Origin of the sequence: Mesorhizobium sp. BR1-1-16 (assembly GCF_020165495.1) — a bacterium.
Lineage (GTDB): Bacteria > Pseudomonadota > Alphaproteobacteria > Rhizobiales > Kaistiaceae > Kaistia.
On record NZ_JAIUIE010000001.1, the window covers coordinates 1022946 to 1042399 of the forward strand.

Here is a 19454-nt window from a genome sequence, read left to right on the forward strand (position 1 = left end):
ATCAAGTTCCGGGGGTGGTGACGATGCTTGACTCTCTGAAGGAGCTCGCCGGCTATGTCGTCCAGCCCTTCCTGCTCGCAGGGGCTCTGACCGCGCTCGAAATCGCCGCCGTGGCGATGGTCGGCGGTGTGCTTCTCGGCCTCGCTCTCGCATTGATGCGCCTGTCGCCGGTAGCCCCGGTTCGCTGGCTGGCGTGGTCCTATATCTGGTTCGTGCGCGGCACGCCGGTCCTTCTGCAGCTTGTCTTTCTCTACGACGCCTTGCCGATCATCGGCATCAAGCTCGATACGTTCACGACGGCGGTCGTCGGCTTTGCCCTTAACGAAGCGGCGTTCAGTGCCGAGATCATTCGCGGCGGCATCCTGTCGGTCAATCGCAGTCAGTCGATCGCGGCGTCTGCATTCGGCATGTCGCCGCTGCTGACCTTGCGGCGCATCATCCTGCCGCAGGCGATGCGGGCGATCCTGCCGGGCATGGCCAATAACACGATCTCGATGATCAAGGGGACGTCGATCGCCTCGGTGATCTTCGTCAATGAGCTGACATTTCGCGCCCAGCAGATCGTCGGACAGAACTTCAAGTTCTTCACCGTCTTTGCCGCGGCCGGCATCATCTATCTGGTGATGACCAGCGCCATCGCGGCCTTGCAGGCCGTACTCGAGCGCCGCTTCAATTTTGAGCTCAAGGGCAATCCGGATGATGCCGCGCGGTTCTTCGGCTTCCGCCTCCGCACGGCTGTTCCGGCGCTCGCTTTGCCGGCTCCGGCGGTCAAGCCCTCGAAGCGCGGCGCGGTCGAACTCGACAAGGTCTGGCTGAAGACACTGACGGGACGTGACGGTGGTTCGGAACGGAGCGAGCCCTTCGTCGTCGGACGGCGCCTCTGGAAGTCCTATGGCAATCGCGAAGTCCTGAAAGGCGTCGATTTCACGGTGAAGCAGGGCGAGGTGGTGGTCATCATGGGCCCCAGCGGCTCAGGCAAGAGCACGCTCCTGCGCATGGTCAATCACCTGGAGTCGATCGACGACGGAGAGATCACCGTCGAGGGCAACTATATCGGCTATGCGAAGGTCAATGGTGCCCTGAGGAGCGTTGGCGACCTTGCCTCCGCCCGTGCCAAGGCGCGGATCGGCATGGTGTTCCAGCACTTCAATCTCTTTGATCATCTGACCGCGCTCGAAAATGTCATGGAAGCGCCGGTTCATGTCCATGGCGAGACGCGCGAGAAGGCGCTTGATACGGCGACGCGGCTTCTCGGCATGGTCGGCCTCAGCAACCATGCCGATCACCTGCCGCATCGGCTTTCCGGCGGCCAGCAGCAACGCGTCGGTATCGCCCGCGCACTCGCGATCTCGCCGCGTCTGATGCTGTTCGACGAGCCGACCTCGGCGCTTGATCCCGAATTGGTCGGCGAAGTCCTCGCCGTCCTCCGTCAACTCGCCGATCTCGGCATGACCATGATCGTCGTGACCCATGAGATCGGCTTTGCCCGGGACGTCGCGGACCGGGTGATCTTCATGGATGAGGGCGGGATCGTCGAGGAAGGTCCTCCGGCCGCGGTGATCGGCAACCCGAAGCATGAGCGGACGCGCCGCTTTCTCCGCCTCGTCGAGGAAAAGACCGACGAGGACGTGGCGCTGCCAGCTTGAATCGCCAGAGACGAGGGATCGAAACGATGGATTCGAACAAGACGGCGAACGAGGGGTTCGTTTGCGCAGCGACCGGGTCCGAGAGCCTGGAAGGCGCGCCCCGGCATATCTTCCTCGCCGCCAATGCTGAAACGGTCCACTGGGGCTACTTCAGCAAGGAACTGGCGCCGAGGGCATCAGTCCGCTCTGGCGACTTTGCGACCATTGAGGTCCTGACCCATCACGCCAATGACGACGCCGAGCGGATGGTCGAGGGCGATAGCGGCGCCGAGAGCGTGTTCCGCTGGACCGAAAGCGAGAAGGCCGTCCCGCGCCGAGGCGCCGGCACCGAGGCTGACGGCGGCGGGTTCGGCGTTCATATCTGCACGGGGCCGATCTATGTCGAGGGCGCGGAGCCCGGCGATGTTCTCGAAGTGCGCATTCTCGACGTTCGTCCGCGTCCGGCCGCGCTGCCGAAATACGCCGGCCGGACCTTCGGCAGCAATGCCGCGGCGAATTGGGGTTTCCACTACAGGGACCTCCTGACGGAGCCGAAGCCGCGCGAGGTCATCACGATCTATGAGATCGACGCGGCCGGGCAGGATCCCTGGGCGAAAGCCGTCTACAACTATCGCTGGACGCCTCAGCACGACCCTTGCGGCAAGCTGCATCCGACCATCGACTATCCGGGCGTGCCGGTCGATCACGGCACGATCGAGAAGAACTTCGACGTCCTGAAGGGCGTCCGAGTGCCGATCCGACCGCATTTCGGCGTCGTGGCCGTCGCGCCGAAAGAGGCGGACATGGTCAACAGCATTCCGCCCGGCTATTTCGGCGGCAATATCGACAACTGGCGGATCGGCAAGGGGGGCACGATCTACCTCCCGGTCGCGGTTCAGGGAGCGTTGTTTTCCGTCGGCGACTCCCATGCTTCCCAAGGCGATGCCGAGCTCTGCGGCACGGCGATCGAATGCTCGCTGACTGGCACGTTCCAGTTCGTCCTGCATAAGCGCGGCGAGCTCGCTGGAACGCCTCTCGAAGGGCTCGATTATCCGCTGCTGGAGACGGCCGCAGATTGGGTGATCCACGGCTTCAGCTATCCGAACTATCTTGCTGATCTCGCAGAGAGAAGCGACGAGGTCTTCACGACCTCGACCATCGACGCCGCGATGCGCGATGCCTTCCGCAAGATGCGTCGTTTCCTCATGGTGACGAAGAATCTCTCCGAGGACGAGGCGATATCGCTGATGTCGGTCGCCGTCGATTTCGGCATCAGCCAAGTCGTCGACGGCAATATCGGGGTTCATGCCATCCTGCGAAAGGACATGTTCACCGACTGAAGGTCGGTGGCTTGCGCCGGACTTCAAAAGGCGTGTGCCTGGGTCGCGCACGGCGTCGGTGGCGGTGCGTACGGGCTCGACCGTCTCGCGGTCGAGCCCGTACGCGCTGCCGGACTGTCACTCCTCCGTGGATGGCGTGCTTCGTCCGAGCTGATAGAGCAGCGCCGCGCCCGTGCGGATACCGTCGATGAAGCAGGAGAGCTTGAGGTTCTCGTTCGGCGCGTGGTTCGCCTCGTCCGCATTGGCGTAGGGGACGACGAAAGCCGGGACGTCGAGGATTTTGGTGAAGACGTAGTCTGGCAGGCTGCCGCCCATGGTCGGATAGAGCAGGGGTTCGACCCCACGCGCCCGCAGGATCGCCGCCCGCAACACCGTCGCATAGGGACTGTCGAAGTCCGTCTTCGAGGGCAGCATGCCTCCGCGCGGGATGAACTCGACTTCGGGCGCGTGCTTCCGCACATGCGCCTCGACCTTTGTGAGCACGTCGTCCGGCGTCATGGCCTCGACTAGGCGGATATCACATTTGGCGAACGCCTCGGCCGGCAGGACGGTCTTGACGCCCGGTCCGCCATAGCCGCCGTGGAGCCCGTTGATCGTCAGCGTCGGGTGGAACATCAGGCGATCGAAGTAAGGCCGATCGGCGGGGGCATCGAGGCGGCTGATGCCGAGATCCGCCTCGACCGCCGCGAGGTCGAGCGGCAACCGGCGCGCCGCTTCTCGTTCCGCCTCGGTCGGCGCAACGATCTTGTCGCCGATGCCTTCGATCGTGATCTCGCCGTTGGCGTTCTTCATGGTGCCGAGCAGATGGACGAGGGTCCAGATCGCGTTCGGCATCACGCCGCCGAAATTGCCCGAATGGGTGTCGCGCTTCGCCGTTCGCGCGCGAAGCTCGAACGAAGCCATGCCCCGCACGCCAAAGGTGACGGTAGGAAGGCCGGATTCATGCAGCGGACCGTCCGACGTCACGACGAGATCGGCCTTCAGCCGCTCCCGGTTGGCGCGGGTGAAATCGGCGATTTGCGGACTGCCGATCTCCTCCTCGCCTTCGAGCAGCACGATGACATTGCAGGGCAGCGCCCCATGCACGGCGATGAGGGACTCAATCGCCAGGAGCTGAGCGAAATGCTGGCCTTTGTTGTCGCCAACGCCGCGGGCATAGATCCGCCCGTCGCGGATCGTCGGCTCGAACGGGGGGCTGATCCAGGCGTCGAGAGGCTCCGGCGGTTGCACATCGTAATGGCCGTAGAGGAGGATCGTCGGCTGCCCCGGGCGTTCTGGCGAACGGCCGAGCACCATTGGATGCCCCGCCGTCGGGATCGCTTCGGCGGACATGCCAAGCGCGGTGAGCTTGTCGACCAGCAGCGCGGCAACCTCGCGAATGCCGATGTCCTGGGCGCTGATGCTTGGATGCCGGACATAGTCGATCAGTCGGGCGATGAACGATTCCCTGTTCGCCTCGATATGGGCGAAGACGGGGTCGAGAGGATCAACGATCGTCATGCAGCATCCTCCCGGGTCAGCAATAGTGCGCCGCTTGCATGCATCGCGCCTGTCCATCCAGGTAGGATCAGCGTCGTCGTATCAAGCTGCGCGATGATCGCGGGGCCGACGACGACTGCGCCGGCGCCAAGCGTGGCGCGATCGAAGAGCGGGATATCCTTCAGTCCGTCGGCAAGATGCAAGGGAACCATCTCCGTCGGCTCCGCCACGGGCGCGACGGCGAGATCGCTGCGCGGCAACCCCTTGCCGACGCCGGTTGCCTCGACGCGCAACGTCACGAGCTCGATCGGGGCGGCAAGGTTGAAGCCGTAAAGCGCGCGATGAGCGTCGACGAAGTTGCGCTCGGTCTCCGCTACGGTCCCCGTCCAAAGAACGGCGAGTTCGCCGCCCTGGCCGCGATAGTGGAGGAGGGCGACATGCCGTGTCTGGCGGTCGGCCTCGGGCACTGCTTCCTCCGCGAACCAGTCCTCGGCGCGCGCGTCAAGCTCGGCGAAAACCGCCTCCGCAGCGGCGACGTCGATGGGTCCGGCCTTTGGCAGCGTCCGGCTGAACTCCGATTTGAGGTCAGCGGCGAGCAGGCCCTCCGCGCAGAGAACGCCGGGCGCGGTCGGGATCATCACGCGGCGAATGCCGAGGAGTTCAGCGAGCGCGCAGCCATGCAGCGGTCCGGCGCCTCCGAAGGGGACGAGCGTGAACTGGCGCGGATCATGGCCGCGTTCGACGGACACGACCCTCAGCGCTCCGACCATCGTGTTGTCGATGATCGCGAGGATGCCGCGCGCCGCCGCTTCGACGTCGATGCCGAGCGGCACTGCGACGTTCTTCTCGATCACGGCTCGCGCGGCATCGCGGTCGAGCGCCATGCGGCCGCCCAGCAGGCGTGCGGGCAGGTGACCGAGCACGACATGGGCATCGGTAACGGTCGCCAGCGTGCCGCCGTGCCCATAGGCCGCGGGACCCGGGCGCGCACCGGCGCTCCGCGGTCCGACCGAAAGCGTTGCGTCCTTCACGGCCGCGATCGATCCGCCACCGGCGCCGATCGTCACCATGTCCACCATGGGCAGCGGTAGCGGCCATTCGCCGACATGGCCGGTTTGTGTGAGGCCGATCTTGCCATCCTTGATGAGGCAGATATCGGCGCTGGTACCACCGATATCGACCGTGATGAGATCGCGGATGCCGGCCGCTTCTGCCACCGCGCGAGCGCCAACGACGCCCGCGGCCGGCCCCGAGAGAGCGGTGAGTGCCGGGGCGCGCCGGATGGTGGCTGCGCCCGCGACGCCGCCATTCGACTGCATCAGGAGCAACGGTGCCGCCACCGCTTCGTTGGCGAGCCTCTGCTCCAGCTTGCCGATATACGTGGTCACGCCCGGCATGACGGACGCGTTCAGCGCCACGGTCAGCGATCGCTCATATTCCCGCACCTCGGACAGAACATCGGTCGAGATCGTTACCGCCACGCCCGGCAGGCGCTCGTGCAGGATCGCCGCGGTGCGCTGTTCGTGGGCGGGGTTGGCGAAGGCGTGCATCAGGCAGATGGCCACGGCTTCGATGTCCATCTCGGCGATCGCGTCGGCGGCCGCATGCACGCTCGCTTCGTCGAGCGCGAGGCCGATTTCGCCGCCGGCATAAATGCGTTCGTCGATCTCGACGATGTGCGAGGGGGATACGGGACGGCGAGGCTTGATCCAGGTGTAGAGATTGGCCTTGCGCGGGATGTCCTGGCGGCCGATCGCCAGCACATGGCGGAAGCCGCGCGTCGTGACGAGGGCGGTGCGTGCTCCCTTGTCCTCGAGGATCATGTTGGTCGCGATCGTCGTGCCATGCAGTACGCGTTCGAGCATCGGCGCCTCATGTCCGGCATCGGCGAGTGCAAGGCGGATGCCGTTCAGGAACGCCTCGGACGGATCGGAGGGAATGCTGGGCGTCTTGGCGCGCCAGATCCTGCCGCTCCTGCGGTCGAGCAGCGCGACGTCGGTGAAGGTGCCGCCGATATCAACGGCAACCGCAAGATCGGTGTCAGGAGAGGGCATCGGCATACTCTTGGCGATGGAAGGTACGAACAGGGGTGCGCTTTGTGCGGAGCGCGAGCGTCGCGGTGGCATCGATGCGGCGATCGACGATGGCGACGCCGTAGTGCCGTGCTGCGGCGTCGAGACTCACGAAGCCTCCGAGCACGTCCTCGAGCACCGCCTCGGGCGGACGATCGAAGGGATGGCCGTGGCCGCCGCCGCCGCCGGTTTCGACGCGCACCACGTCTCCCGCCCTGACGATATTGCCGTCGGAGAGCGGCGCGAGTTCGCGCTCCTGGGGGGTGCCGGGATTGACGACGACGCGGCCGACGCCGCCCGACATGCCGCCGCCGAAGCCCCAGGGCGGATTGGTGATGCCGTCGATGCGGCTCGCCAGCATCGCCTCGTCGGCAAGGATCTCATATTCGCGGACGATGCCGCAGCCGCCGCGATAGCGGCCGGGTCCGCCGGAATCGGTCTTTACGCCATAGGTGCGAAGGCGGACGGGATACCCGAGTTCCAGGAATTCGAGCGGGAAGTTTTCCTGGGCGACGAAATAAACGGCATCGAGCCCGTCGGCAAAGGCGCGGGCGCCATAGCCGACGCCGATTCCGTCGGCGAGCAGGAACCGCTGCGATGCCCCCTCCGCGTCGGTGTATCGACCGCGGAGGAGGGCGATGACATAGGCCGAATGCGAGGCGGGGGCGCCGCCACCGGCAACATTGACGAGCCCGTTCAGCGCCGAGAGAACGCGCATCATGGTGAGCCCGCGCATGCCGAGCGGGGCCGGAAAGCGCGGTTGAACCAACGATCCCTCGCGCAGGCGAACCTCGTCGAGCGCCTTCGGCCCGCCGGCATTGCAGACCTGTGCCGGGTCGCCGCCGAGATAATAGAGTCCGAGCGCCATGCCGGGGACGCCGGGATTCATCAGGAGGTTCACCGGTCCCGGTGTCTGGTCGTCGGTTTCAGTCGCATCGAAGATGAAACGGTCTTCGCCGTCGTCGCCCTTCTCTCGCGTTAGCGCGAAACGGATCTTGAGCGGTCCGTGGCCATGGCCGTCGCCGTCGATCGCATCGGTGAACCGGTGCGTGCCATAGGAGAAAGTCTCGGCGAGCTTCTGGCGGACGAGGCGGCGGGTGCGGGCCAGAAGCTGGGCCAGCGCGTCGGCAACGATGTCATGGCCGAAGCGCGAGAAGATCTCCGTGATGCGGGCGGCCCCGAGCTCGACGCTGGCCATCAGCGCGCTCATATCGCCGATGCTCTGTTCGGGGAAGCGCGAATTGCGATGGAAGATCGCAAGTGCGGCTTCATTGACCACGCCGGCCGTCACCAGCCGGGTCGGTGGGACAATAATGCCTTCCTGGAAGATCTCGGTCGTATCGGGGCTGATCGATCCTGGATGCAGGCCGCCGATATCGGCGAAGTGTGCCCAACTCATCACGAACGCACAAAGGCGTCCGCCTTCGAAAGCCGGCGCGAGCAACACCTGATCGTTGGAATGGGACACAGCGCCCTGCGACCCATAGCAGTCATTGTACCAATAGACATCGCCCGGCTGCATGGTCTCGACCGGGAAGCGCGACAGCACCGGCGTCGTGACATCGCCGAAGATCGGCACCATCGAGCCGACGGCCATGACGCCGTCCGCGTCGAAGAGCGCAGTATAGAAATCCTTCTTCTCGCGGATGAAGGCGGAAATCGCCGTTCGCTCGATCAGCGCCTCCATCTCGCGCTGGGCAGCAGAGATGGCGCCACGGATGATCTCGAGCGTGACGGCGTCGCAGACGGGCCGCGCGGCAGGCGCGACGGCCTTCAAAGTGGGTTCGATCGTGTCCATGATGGTCGTGTGGTCCTTCCAGCGGCGAGCAGGAGGCTCGGGCGCGAGCGCCCGCCTTCCCGCGGCCAGTCATTGGTCAGTGGACTGCTTCGGCGGAGTTCGAGGCGATCAGCAGCGCGTTCTTGAGCCGCTCGTCGTGGAGGCGGAGCAGCAATCCGCAATTGGCGAAGACGCCGGCCGCCGCGAGATAGGATCCGACTGCGAGATGGAACGGGCTCGCGTCGAGATAGGCGTAGGGGTTGCTGACGGGTTCGAAATCCAGGCCGAAATTCGCGTTGGCCTTGACGAGCATGATGCGTGCTCGCTCCAGATGCTGAAGCAGGCCCTCATAGCCGAAGTCGATGTTCCAGTCGGGCGGCGTCTGATGGTTGATGGCGCGGTCAAGGTCCAAGACAACCGCGCTGACGTAATCGGATCGCCCGGCCATCGGATCCTCCGCCTGCTTGAGCCGCCCCTCGATGGAGGCAATGCGCGCCTTCATGGCGGCCGCGGCCGGACCGAAGCCGGCGAGCCCATCGTTCCAGATCGTGCGGGCCGCGACGCCGAAGGTCGACATGGCCAGAGCGTCGTCGAGCCAGCCCGCGCCGGTTGTGTCTCGCGCGAGAAGCGCCTCGGCGGCCGCGACAACAGCGTCGATGAGCGGCCCTGCCTCAGCGAGACCATCGAGGGCGTCGGCGGCAGCGACCGCAGGATCGCCGGCGGCTTGCACGGGCCGTGCGCTCTTCGTTGCGGCGCCCTGCCAGAATGCGGCATTGGCAAGCATGCGCGCCGGCGCATCGAGCACGTCCATCGACAGGCTCAATCCCATTTCGGGATGCGAACCGAACAGCACGACGCGGCCCTTGCCATAGGTTCCGGCGACGGCATTGAAGGCACCGGCGACGACGGCGCGATCGACCAGCCGATCATCACCGGCAACCCCGAGGAAGCCTTCCGAAGGGGTAAAGCCATCTTCCGTCCCGGCGACGGCGAGAAGGCCGACCGCATCCGGCACGCCATCGAGCGTGCCGGGCGCCATGTGATAGAGCGGACCGTTGTAGTGCGTGATCGGGAAAGCACTCGGCATGCCATAGGTGACCGGATGCTCGCCGGCGACTTTGGCGCGGAGCACCCCGACGCCGGGCGACTGCAGGCCGAGCCATTCGTCGCCCTTGTTCCAGACGGCGGCGTTGATCATCCGCATCTGCTGCTGCTGCGGACAGATCGTCAGGAAGCTCGGCGCGACAAGGGACGCGTCATAGGCCCCCGCGCAGCAGCCTAGATAGAGGCCGCCTTCGCGAACGAAGTCGGCGATGGCGCGGCATCCGTCCTCGCCGAGCGGATCGAGCTGACCCTGCATGGCGCGTGCTCCGCCACCCGGCACTGCCAGCAGATCGAAGTCGGCCAGTGCACCGTCCAGGATGTCCTCGGGAAAGACGAAATCCACGTCGAAGCCGAGTTCGCCATAGGAGGCGGCGTGGTTATAGGGTGCCCCGCCGCCACCATAGACCGCGACGCGGACGGGCCGAACAGGCAGCGCCTCGAGCCCTTCCGTGGTCGCGAGTTCGACGGTCTCCACGTCGAGCTCGGATGGGAGACTGTGCGATAGGTCGGCTGCGCTGGTTTCCACCACGATCGTGCCCGCAGGGAAGGTCGCGGTCGATCCGTCCGGCGTCCGACCCGAGAAGGCGCGGCTGGTCCAGAGCGGCTGCAGGCCCCGTCGCGACAGGAGATTGGCCGCGCGGTAGGCACCGGACCAGAGCGGTCCATCGGCGCGGAAGGCGATCGTGGTCATGGGAGAGCTCCCGACAAGGTTGCTTCACGGATTGGGGACGGCGCTGCCGCGGCGACCGGCACTCTGGCTCCGTCCGGACCGACACGGATGCAGGCCGTGAGATGGCGGTTTCCGGCACCGACGAGCGCTGGCTGCACCGCCGAACACGCGTCGAGCGCGACGGGACAACGCGGATGAAAGGTGCAGCCCGGCGGCGGCGCGAGCGGCGAGGGCGGTTCGCCGGTCGGCATCTGCAGCGGAACCGCCCGGGACGGATCGCGATCCGGGATCGCGGAGAAGAGCATGCGCGTATAGGGATGGCGCGGATCGGCGAACAGCGGCGCCGTATCCATCTCCTCGACGACCCGGCCGAGATACATCACCGCAACGCGGTCGGAAAAGTGCTGCACCACGCCGAGATCATGCGTGATGAAGATGATGGTGAGGTTGTTCTCACGCTGCAGTTCAGCGAGAAGGTTTAGGACCTGCGCCTGCACCGAAACATCGAGGGCCGAGGTCGGCTCGTCTGCGACGATCACTTCGGGCGAGGACGCGAGCGCCATCGCAATGCCGACGCGCTGCCGCTGGCCGCCTGAGAGTTCGGCTGGAAAGGCATTGGCATAGCTTGGTGCCATGCCGACGCGCTCCAGAAGTTCATCGACCCGTTTCCGACGTTCGGCCGACGTACCGATCCGATGGATATCCAGTGGCTCGCGGATCTGGGCGCCGATCCGCATGCGCGGATCGAGCGAGGAGTAGGGGTCCTGAAAGACGATCTGCATGCGGCGGCGGAAATCAGCCCGCCCGCGCCGATCGAGAGACGCGATGTCGCGGCCGCGATAGAAGACGCCGCCGGAGGTCGGCTGCAGCAAGCCGGCCAGCATCCGGCCGAGCGTCGTTTTTCCAGAGCCGGACTCGCCGACCACCGCGAAGATCTGCCCGCGCCGGATTTCGAGGTCGATTCCGTCGACCGCGGTGACGGTATGGGCGCCGCCGATCAGGCTGCCGCCCGACCGGAATTGGCGCGTGAGGCCCTGGGCCTGGAGGATGATGTCGTCAGGCGGCGTGGAGGACACAGGCCACCTCCCGATGCTTGTCGAGACGAACGCGCGGTGGGCCGGACGGATCGGCGCAGTCCGGCCGCTCGAATGCACAGCGTCCTCGGAAGCGGCAGCCGGACGGACGCATGCCGAGCGCCGGCACGCGGCCCGGGATGGTGGCGAGACTGCCGCGCGGCGTCCTGGCATTGGGCGCCGCTTCGAGCAGGGCTTGCGTGTAGGGATGAAGCGGGTTCGCGAAGACCGAGGCGACGGTGCCGGTCTCGACGATCTCGCCGGCATACATGATCGCGACACGGTCGCAGGTATGCGCCACGACGCCGAGATCGTGCGTGATGAGCAGAACGCCGGCGCCGCGCTCCTCGATGAGCAGCGTGCGGATGAGGCGCAGGATCTGCGCCTGGATGGTCACGTCGAGCGCCGTCGTGGGCTCGTCGGCGATGAGGAGGCGGGGCCGGCAGGCGATGGCGATCGCCAGCGCCGCCCGCTGGCGCATGCCGCCCGAGAGTTCGTGCGGATAGGCATCGAGCCTTTCCTCGGCGGCAGGAATCGCGACGCTCCTCAGCAGTTCCAGCGCCATGCGGCGCGCTTCCTTCCGGTCGACGTCGAGATGCGTCTGGAGCGTCTCGCCGATCTGCGAGCCGATCCGGAAGGCCGGGTCAAGCGCGGTCATCGGGTTCTGGAACATCATGCCAATGCGGCCGCCCCGCATGCGCCGCATCTCATCTTCCCCGATGTCAGCGAGGTCCTTGCCGTCGAAGCCGATGCGGCCCCCGGCGAGCCGGGCGTTGCCGGGGAGGAGGCGCATCAGGCTGAACGCGACCGTCGACTTGCCGCAGCCGGATTCGCCGACCAGGCCAAGCGCCTCGCCGCCGGCAAGATCGAAGCTGATGTCGCTGACGGCCTCCTGCCAATTGCCGCCGGTTTCGAACTCGGTGCGGAGATGATTGACCTCGAGCAGGCTCATTTGCGCCTCCGATTCGCAGCGTCGAGGAGGCGCGGCAGGCCGTCACCCATCAGGTTGAAGCCGAGCACCGCGACGAGAATGCCGAGGCCCGGGCAGATGACGAGCCAGGGCGCGTCGCCCATATAGGAGCGGCCGTCGGAGAGCATGAGCCCGAGCGAGGGCGTTGGCGGCTGCACCCCGAGTCCGATGAAGCTGATGGCCGCCTCCATCAGGATCGCCACCCCCATCAGCGCCGATGCCTGCACCAGGACGGGTGTGATCGCGTTGGGCAGGACATGCCGCGCCATGATCCGGACACGCGACGCGCCGCGGGCCCGTGCGCCTTCGACGAACAGCGCGTCGCTGACCTCGATGGCGGCGCCGCGCATGACGCGCACGATGATCGGGAAATAGACGAAGCCGATCGCAAGCGTCATCAGTCCGAGGCTCTGGCGGAAGACGCCCGCGAGCGCGACGACCAGCACGATGGCCGGGAAGGCCATGATGACGTCGACGGGCCGCATGATCACGGCATCGACGAACCCGCGCCGATAGCCTGCAAGAAGGCCGAGCGGTACCCCGACCACCATAGCGGCCGCGACGGAGCCGATGGCGGCGATCAGCGAGACGCGGAGGCCGAACAGCGCGCGGGTGAGGACATCGCGTCCAAAATTGTCGGTGCCGAAGAGGTGCGCCAGCGACGGCGGGCTGAGCACGGCGTTGAAGTCCATGCTTTCGGAATCATAGGGCGAGATGTAGGGCGCGAGCACGGCCAGCGCGGCCAGAAGCAGCACGATGGCTGCGCCGATGGCGGCCGGAGTCGGCTTCGACAGGGCCCTCAGGCGAGAGGATGCGGCCATGCTCATCGCGCTCCTCCCCTCAGCCGTGGATTGAGCCAGGCATAGAGCAGATCGGTCCCCAGATTGACGAGGATGAACAGCAGCGCGACGACCAGCATGCCGGCCTGAACGACCGGATAGTTGCGCTCCATCGTTGCCGTGACGATGAGGCTGCCGACGCCCGGAAGATCGAAGACCTGCTCGACGATCACGGCGCCACCGAGCAGATAGCCGAACTGCATGCCGATGACCGTGATGATCGGCACGCTGGCATTGCGCAGCACATGGCGGTTGATGATCGCCCGCGGCGGCAGGCCCTTCGCCTTGAGGAAGCGGACAAAATCGCGCGAGAGGACTTCGGTGACGGCGGATCGCGTGACGCGGACCAACACCGCCGAAAGGCCCGTCGCCAAGGTCAGCGCCGGCAGGGCGAAGGCGCGAAGATTGGCAAAAATACCGTCCGAGAACGGCACGAAGCCGGAGGAAGGGAACATTCCGAGCGTGAGTGAGAAGACGAGCACGAGCAGGATGCCAAGCCAGAAATCGGGGATCGAGATACCGATGAGGCCGAGCACGCTCGCGGCCTTGTCGGCTATGCCGTTCGGATGCACGGCGGCGCGGACGCCGAGTGGCACGGCGACGATGAGCGCCAGGAGGAGCGAGAGCAGCGTCAGTTCGAGCGTCACCGGCAGACGCGTTGCAAGGAGCTGCGTGACGGGGACGTTGCTGCGATAGTCGCGCCCGAAATCACCGGAGAACAGGGCGCCGAGCCAGCGCACATATTGTTCGTGCAATGGCAGGTCGAGGCCGAGGTCCCGCGTGATGGCGGCGAGACCCTCGGGTGTCGCCCGGAGGCCCATGATCACCTGGGCCGGGTCTCCGGGAATGAGGCGGAGAAGCAGGAAGACGACGATCGATACGCCGAACAAGGTCGGCAGCAGCAACAGCAGTCTTCTGACGGTCGAAGTCACGCCGGCTTCTCCTCTTTGTCCGAACCGACGCTTATGCGTCGATCCAGACATCCTCCATGCGCAGTTCGAGCGAGGGCAAGGTCTCGACGCCGTAGACGTTGGGGTGCGTCCAGTAGGTCCGGTCGAAATTGACCTGGAAGATCATCGGCGCGAGTTCCTCATGCAGTTTCATGAGCGTCGCGTAGGACTTCTTGCGGGCCTCGGGATCGACGGTGAAGTTGAAGCTGTCGATGGCCGCATCGAGTTCCGGCGACTGGTCGAAGCCCGAGAAGTTCCAGGCCGAGCCCGAGCGCGAGAGCGGGCCGAGGCAGTGGCCGACCGGATCAAGGGTCACGCTCCAATAGGTGCCCGTCATCTGGTAGCGCTTGGTGGTCAGCTCCTCGAACCAGCGGGCGGATTCGAAGGACTCAACCTGCATGTTGATGCCGATCTGGCGCAACTGCTGCTGCATCAGCTGGCCGACCAGAGGCTGCGTCGGAACCTGCGGCTGCGAGGCGAACGAGATGTCCAGCGTATCGATACCTGCCTTCTGCAAGGCTTCCCTCGCCTTGGCGAGATCCGGCGCACCCGAATAGGTATCGACGCCGGAGTACCATACATTGCTCGGCGAGACCGGCTCGAGCGACGGCACGGCCTGGCCGTGCCAGACGACATTCGCGATCGCCTTGCGCGGCATTGCCCATTGCATGGCCTGCCGGACGGCGACATTGTCGAAGGGCGGCTTGGTGGTGTTGAGCAGGAAGATGTCAGGGAAGAACTGACCGCCCGGATTGGCCTTCAACTCGGGATTCTGCTTCAGTTCGGCAACGCGGTGCAGCGGCACCTGCTCGATCCAGCCATATTCGCCGGTCTGCAGGCCATTGAGGCGCTGCGTATCGTCGGCGATGGCGCGGAAGATCAGCTTGTCGAGATAGGGCTGACCGGGCTTGAAGTACTTGTCCCAGCGCTCGAGCGTGATGTGGTCGTCCTTGACCCATTCCACGAACTTGAACGGCCCGGTGCCGATCGGCATCAGCTTCGGGTCATTCGTCTCGATCGCCTTCTTGTTGACGATCTCGCCGATCGCGGCGAGTGCCAGCAGGAGGCCGCCCCAGTTCGGCTTGGTGTGGAAGAGGACCTTGGTATCGCTCACCACCTCGACGCTCTCGAGCGGCTGCACGAATACGTGGTTGGCTGCGCCGAGCTTCGGATCGGCGAGGCGGTCGAACGTATATTTGACGTCGGCGCCAGTGAACTTCTCGTCGTTGTGGAACCAGGCGTTGTCGACGAGCTCGAATTCCCAGGTCTTGTCGTCGACCTGGCGCCACGACTTGGCAAGACCGGGCGCCAGCGTGCCGTCGCGCTGCGCATAGACGAGCTTGTTGAAGACGTTCTGGTAGACCTGCATCGAGGAATAGAGTTCCGCGAAGGCCGGATCCATGTTGACCGGCTTGTCGATCGTCGCGGCCGTCAGCGTGCCGCCGCGCTTCGGCGTCTTGCCCTGGGCGCGGGCCGAGCTGATGAGCCCGAGGCCGGGCACGAGACCGTTCGCCGCGCCGAGCGCGCCGATAAGCGTCAGCGAGTGCAAGAGCTGGCGGCGATTGATCCGACCCTGCCTGAACTTGAGCAGGAAGTCGGAAGTCTGGTCCTTCTGAAGTGTCATGCCCGTCTCCTTACTGTGCGTTTGGAGGCGCGATGCCCGGCGCCTGCGGCGAGAAAAGGAAGGGGAGTCGCCCCTTCTCGAATTCGGCTGCATCCAGCGCTCCACCGGACGGACGCCAGGAGGCCTTCGTCCGCTCCGCAGGTCCGGTTTCGAACTTGCTCATGTCACAGCTGGATTGTATGACAATCCGGAGGCTAGCATCGGCCAAACCGGCTCGTCAACCGGGTTTTGCTGATGTGGCAGGCAGTTTTTTATCTGCTCATTTATTGTTCAACTTGACCCCGCACAGGGCAGTAGGGCAGCTAGGACCTGCCTGCATTGCAGCAGGACGAGTCTCGTCTGACTTCGCGTAGGAAGCGCCGATGTCCGGTCTGAAAGAGGCCTTTGCAGGCCGAACGGTGAATTCGGGGAATGCCGAGGTCGGTCCGACGCGGCTCGTCGAGTATTTCAGGCCGCATGGAAAAGCGAAGCTCATGCGAGAGCAGGCGGTTTCCATCGTGCGGGACGCCATTATCGCCGGCCGGCTTCGGCCGGGCATGCGCCTCGTCGAACGCGAGCTTTGCGAGGCGCTCGAGGTCAGCCGCACCGTTGTCCGCGAGGTGCTCCGTGACCTCGAGGCCGAGCGGCTCATCGACGTCCTTCCGCATCGCGGCCCGATCGTCGCCATGCTCACGCCAAAGCAGGTGCGCGAAATCTATGCACTGCGGACGGAAATCGAGGTGCTTTTCCTGAGGTCCTTTGTGCGCACGGCGAGCGACGCGGACATTGAAGTCTTGCGCGGCATCCTTGCGGAACTGTCGGCTGCCGGCGCGCGCCACGACAAGACGGCCCTTATCGGGATCATTACACGCTTCCTGCACCATATGGCCGCAGTCGCCGATAACCAAGTCGGCGCAGAGATTTACGACCAGTTGCTCGCGCGGATCAACATGCTGCGCATCCTATCGATGAACACGCCTGGCCAGATCGAGGACAGCATCACGTCCATTACGCGCATCGTCGAAGAGGTCGCCGCGCGCAATGCTGATGCCGCGGAAAAGGCGCTCCGCGACTACACGACCCACGCTGGCGAGTCGGCGATCATCGAACTCAATAAGGAAGGGCGGACCGAGCCCGCCAAGGCAAAGAGCGCTCGCTCGGCGTCGACAGGCGTCTGATCTGCCGCCTGTCCGGGTTGCGCGCTCATATGAGCCAGCGCGGCCTGGCGTAGAACGCCTGCCGGGCGAGGGCCGATCGACGATGTTGAACGCCGATCGGCCTGGCAACGATGGCTATTGCCGTCTCATGCGCCGTCTTTGGCGAGCTTGTCGGCCGTCTTCGTCTCGAAATCGGCAGCGTCGTGCCGCTCGTGCAGCTGCTCGGAAGGATTGCCGAAGGTGCGGTTGACCATGCGGCCGCGTTGCACGGCTGGTCGCGCGAACAGCGCATCCGCCCAGCGCACCACGTTCTTGTACTCATGCACAGAGAGGAACTCGGCGGCATTATAGGCCATGCCCTTGACGAGCCCGCCATACCACGGCAGCACGGCGATATCGGCGATCGTGTAGATGTCGCCGGCCAGGAACTCGCTCTCCGCAAGGCGTCGATCGAGCACGTCGAGCTCGCGCTTCACCTCCATCGCGAAACGGTTGATGGCATATTCGATCTTCATCGGGGCATAGGCATAGAAATGCCCGAAGCCGCCGCCGAGATAGGGCGCGCTGCCCATCTGCCAGAACAGCCAGGACAGGCATTCGGCACGGGCCGGCTGATCGGTCGGCAGAAAGGCGCCGAACTTCTCGGCGAGATAGACGAGGATCGATCCCGATTCGAAGACACGGATCGGCGTCGCGCCCGAACGATCCATGAGAGCGGGGATCTTCGAATTCGGGTTGACCGCGACAAAGCCGCTTCCGAACTGGTCACCTTCGCCGATCTTGATCAGCCAGGCATCGTACTCGGCCCCGGAATGGCCGAGCGCCAGCAATTCCTCAAGCAGGATGGTCACCTTCTGGCCGTTCGGCGTCGCGAGCGAATAGAGCTGCAACGGATGGCGGCCGATGGGCAGGTCCTTCTCATGCGTCGGGCCGGCGATCGGACGGTTGATATTCGCGAAAGCACCGCCGCTCGGCTGGTTCCAGGTCCAGACCTTGGGAGGGACATAGTCTTGGGAATCCGTCATTCGTATCTCCGCGATTGCGTGGCCCTGTTCAAATGGCGGGATGTTGGCCGGATGGAAAGAGCGCGCGCCGCGCTTTCTCGTCGCTGGTCGGTCCGGAAATGAACATTCCCGCAGCGCGGCCCGGGCACCAGCCGCGATGACGACCAGGGCGCTCACGATTGTGCGGGCAGTTCCTTCGGGACTGCCCGCTTCAGTGGTCCGGCCTGCTCCTGGTTACTGGGTGAAGCCCAGATTCTCCATGTGGAGGCTGAGCGTCGGCGTGATGGCCGAGCCGGTAACATTCTTGTTCATCAGATAATTCAGCGTCTCGTAGTGCGAGAAGACGAGCGGGGCATCGCCGGTGACGATGGTGCGGATCTGCTGATAGAGATCTTTGCGAGCCGCCTCGTCGGAGCTCGCGGCGGCCTTGTCGATAAGCGCATCGACGGTAGGGTTCGAATAGCCGACGGTGTTGATGGGACCGCCCGACTTGATGACCAGTGAATAGAAATTATCGGGGTCGATCGTGCGCTCCTGATACGCGCTGGTGATCTGGTATTTGCCCGAGACATAGGCGTCGTACCAGACCGAGACATCGACTGGCTTGATCGTCATGTCGATGCCGATTGCCTTGAGTTCATCACGCACGACCTGGCCGGTCTTCAGCAATTCCGGATATTGCGGCAGGCCAAGATATTCGACGCTGAGGCCATTGGGAAATCCAGCTTCGGACAGCAATTGCTTGGCCTTGGCGATATCGGGCTCGGCGGCGAAGATGCCAGTCGGGTCGTACCAGCTGGAGCCGGTCGGCACTTCCTCGAGGCCGAGCTCGCCGGTGCCGAGATAGGCGACGTCGCGAATGTCGGCGCGGTTGATGGCGAGGGCGACCGCCTGGCGAACCTTTGGATTGTCAAAGGGCGGCTGCTTGGTGTTGAAGGCCAGGAAATCGGGGATGCCGGCGACCGGGCTCGTCACATAGGTGAAGCGCGTATCGGCCTTCAGCGACGGCACCAGGTTGAGCGGCACGGCGTCGACCCAGTCGAGTTCACCGGCAGACAGGGAATCGATGCGGCTCTGGTCGACCGGCAGGAACTTGAACGTGACGGTGTCGAGATGCGGCAGGCCCGCCTTGAAATAGGTGGCGTTCTTCTTCAGCGCGATGTGATCGCCCTGGACCCATTCGACGAATTCGAACGGACCCGTGCCGACAGGATTGCGAGTCGGATCGCCGCTCTCGATCGCCTTCTGGTTGACGATCTCGCCATTGGTCGCAAGGTTGGTCAGGAAGGGACCGAAGCCCGATTTCAGATGAAACACGGCAACCGCAGGGTCGCTCGCATCGATCGAGTCGATCTGGGCATAGAGCCCCGCATAGGCGCTCGCGGTCTTCGGATCCAGAATGCGCCCGAAGGTGTATTTCACATCGGCCGAGGTGAACTTTTCGCCGTTATGGAACGTGGCGTTTCCGACGAGGTCGAACTTCCAGGTCTTGTCGTCCACCTGCGTCCACGATGTGGCGAGATCCGGCACGAACTTGCCTGACGCGTCCATGTCGATGAGCTTGCTGAAGATGCCCTCATAGACCTGAGCGCCGGTATAGACCGACGACGTCGCGGGATCGAGCACGTCCGGCTCGCCCGTAAGTGCGGCCCTGAGATCGCCGCCGTCCTTGATCTCGGCAGACATTGCGGGGCTGCCGGCCACGGCGATGAGCGCGCCGAGCGACAGCGCGGCGAGGATGAGGGTCAGCTTCCTTGCGCCGCCGCGGCGCCCGCGGGTTTCGAATTGCAT

Annotated in this window: 14 protein-coding genes; 3 read left to right on the top strand and 11 right to left on the bottom strand. The window is 65.0% G+C overall.

Features of this window, described 5'->3' with window-relative positions:
- The first annotated feature begins 23 nt into the window (after positions 1-23).
- Together LB518_RS24635 and LB518_RS04920 are read left to right on the top strand one after the other, a co-directional pair.
- Positions 24-1646 carry an amino acid ABC transporter permease/ATP-binding protein gene (locus LB518_RS24635; RefSeq protein WP_286198549.1) on the top strand — a complete coding sequence of 541 codons (1623 nt, stop codon included), beginning with the start codon at positions 24-26 and terminating at the stop codon, positions 1644-1646.
- 26 nt (positions 1647-1672) lie between these two features.
- Positions 1673-2965 carry an acetamidase/formamidase family protein gene (locus LB518_RS04920; protein WP_224573711.1) on the top strand — a complete coding sequence of 431 codons (1293 nt, stop codon included), beginning with the start codon at positions 1673-1675 and terminating at the stop codon, positions 2963-2965.
- Between the two features lie 117 nt (positions 2966-3082).
- On the opposite strand, the gene LB518_RS04925 is transcribed toward LB518_RS04920, so the two are convergent.
- The 9 genes from LB518_RS04925 to LB518_RS04965 all read right to left on the bottom strand — a co-directional run bounded on the left by LB518_RS04925 (position 3083) and on the right by LB518_RS04965 (position 15523).
- Positions 3083-4465, bottom strand: a complete 1383-nt coding sequence (locus LB518_RS04925) for a M20/M25/M40 family metallo-hydrolase (protein WP_224573713.1) — start codon at positions 4463-4465, stop codon at positions 3083-3085.
- The gene (locus tag LB518_RS04930; RefSeq protein WP_224573715.1) at positions 4462-6498 is read right to left on the bottom strand and encodes a hydantoinase/oxoprolinase family protein; all 2037 of its coding nucleotides are present in this window, start codon (positions 6496-6498) and stop codon (positions 4462-4464) included. The genes LB518_RS04925 and LB518_RS04930 overlap by 4 nt, the downstream gene beginning before the upstream one ends.
- A complete protein-coding gene (locus LB518_RS04935) occupies positions 6485-8314 on the bottom strand; it encodes a hydantoinase B/oxoprolinase family protein (RefSeq protein ID WP_224573717.1) in 1830 nt (609 codons plus the stop codon). The genes LB518_RS04930 and LB518_RS04935 overlap by 14 nt, the downstream gene beginning before the upstream one ends.
- 76 nt (positions 8315-8390) lie before the next feature.
- On the bottom strand, positions 8391-10088 hold the full coding sequence (locus LB518_RS04940; protein WP_224573719.1) for a BPL-N domain-containing protein: 1698 nt from the start codon (positions 10086-10088) through the stop codon (positions 8391-8393).
- Complete coding sequence (locus LB518_RS04945) at positions 10085-11143, bottom strand: ABC transporter ATP-binding protein (protein WP_224573721.1); 1059 nt, start codon at positions 11141-11143, stop codon at positions 10085-10087. The genes LB518_RS04940 and LB518_RS04945 overlap by 4 nt, the downstream gene beginning before the upstream one ends.
- Positions 11124-12092, bottom strand: a complete 969-nt coding sequence (locus LB518_RS04950; protein WP_224573722.1) for an ABC transporter ATP-binding protein — start codon at positions 12090-12092, stop codon at positions 11124-11126. Before LB518_RS04950 ends, LB518_RS04945 begins: the two co-directional genes overlap by 20 nt.
- Positions 12089-12931 carry an ABC transporter permease gene (locus LB518_RS04955; RefSeq protein ID WP_224573724.1) on the bottom strand — a complete coding sequence of 281 codons (843 nt, stop codon included), beginning with the start codon at positions 12929-12931 and terminating at the stop codon, positions 12089-12091. The genes LB518_RS04950 and LB518_RS04955 overlap by 4 nt, the downstream gene beginning before the upstream one ends.
- A 2-nt stretch (positions 12932-12933) precedes the next feature.
- Positions 12934-13881 carry an ABC transporter permease gene (locus tag LB518_RS04960; RefSeq protein WP_224573727.1) on the bottom strand — a complete coding sequence of 316 codons (948 nt, stop codon included), beginning with the start codon at positions 13879-13881 and terminating at the stop codon, positions 12934-12936.
- Between the two features lie 31 nt (positions 13882-13912).
- Complete coding sequence (locus tag LB518_RS04965; RefSeq protein ID WP_224573729.1) at positions 13913-15523, bottom strand: ABC transporter substrate-binding protein; 1611 nt, start codon at positions 15521-15523, stop codon at positions 13913-13915.
- 362 nt (positions 15524-15885) lie between these two features.
- Between LB518_RS04965 and LB518_RS04970 the strand changes: the two genes are divergently transcribed.
- Positions 15886-16680: a GntR family transcriptional regulator gene (locus tag LB518_RS04970; protein ID WP_224573732.1), complete on the top strand. Its 795-nt coding sequence runs from the start codon at positions 15886-15888 to the stop codon at positions 16678-16680.
- Positions 16681-16805: 125 nt separating this feature from the next.
- Here the strand turns inward: LB518_RS04970 and yghU are convergent, their stop codons facing one another.
- Entirely contained in the window at positions 16806-17684 is an 879-nt protein-coding gene (gene yghU, locus LB518_RS04975; protein WP_224573734.1) for a glutathione-dependent disulfide-bond oxidoreductase, read from the bottom strand.
- 213 nt (positions 17685-17897) lie between these two features.
- Positions 17898-19454, bottom strand: a complete 1557-nt coding sequence (locus tag LB518_RS04980; protein ID WP_224573736.1) for an ABC transporter substrate-binding protein — start codon at positions 19452-19454, stop codon at positions 17898-17900.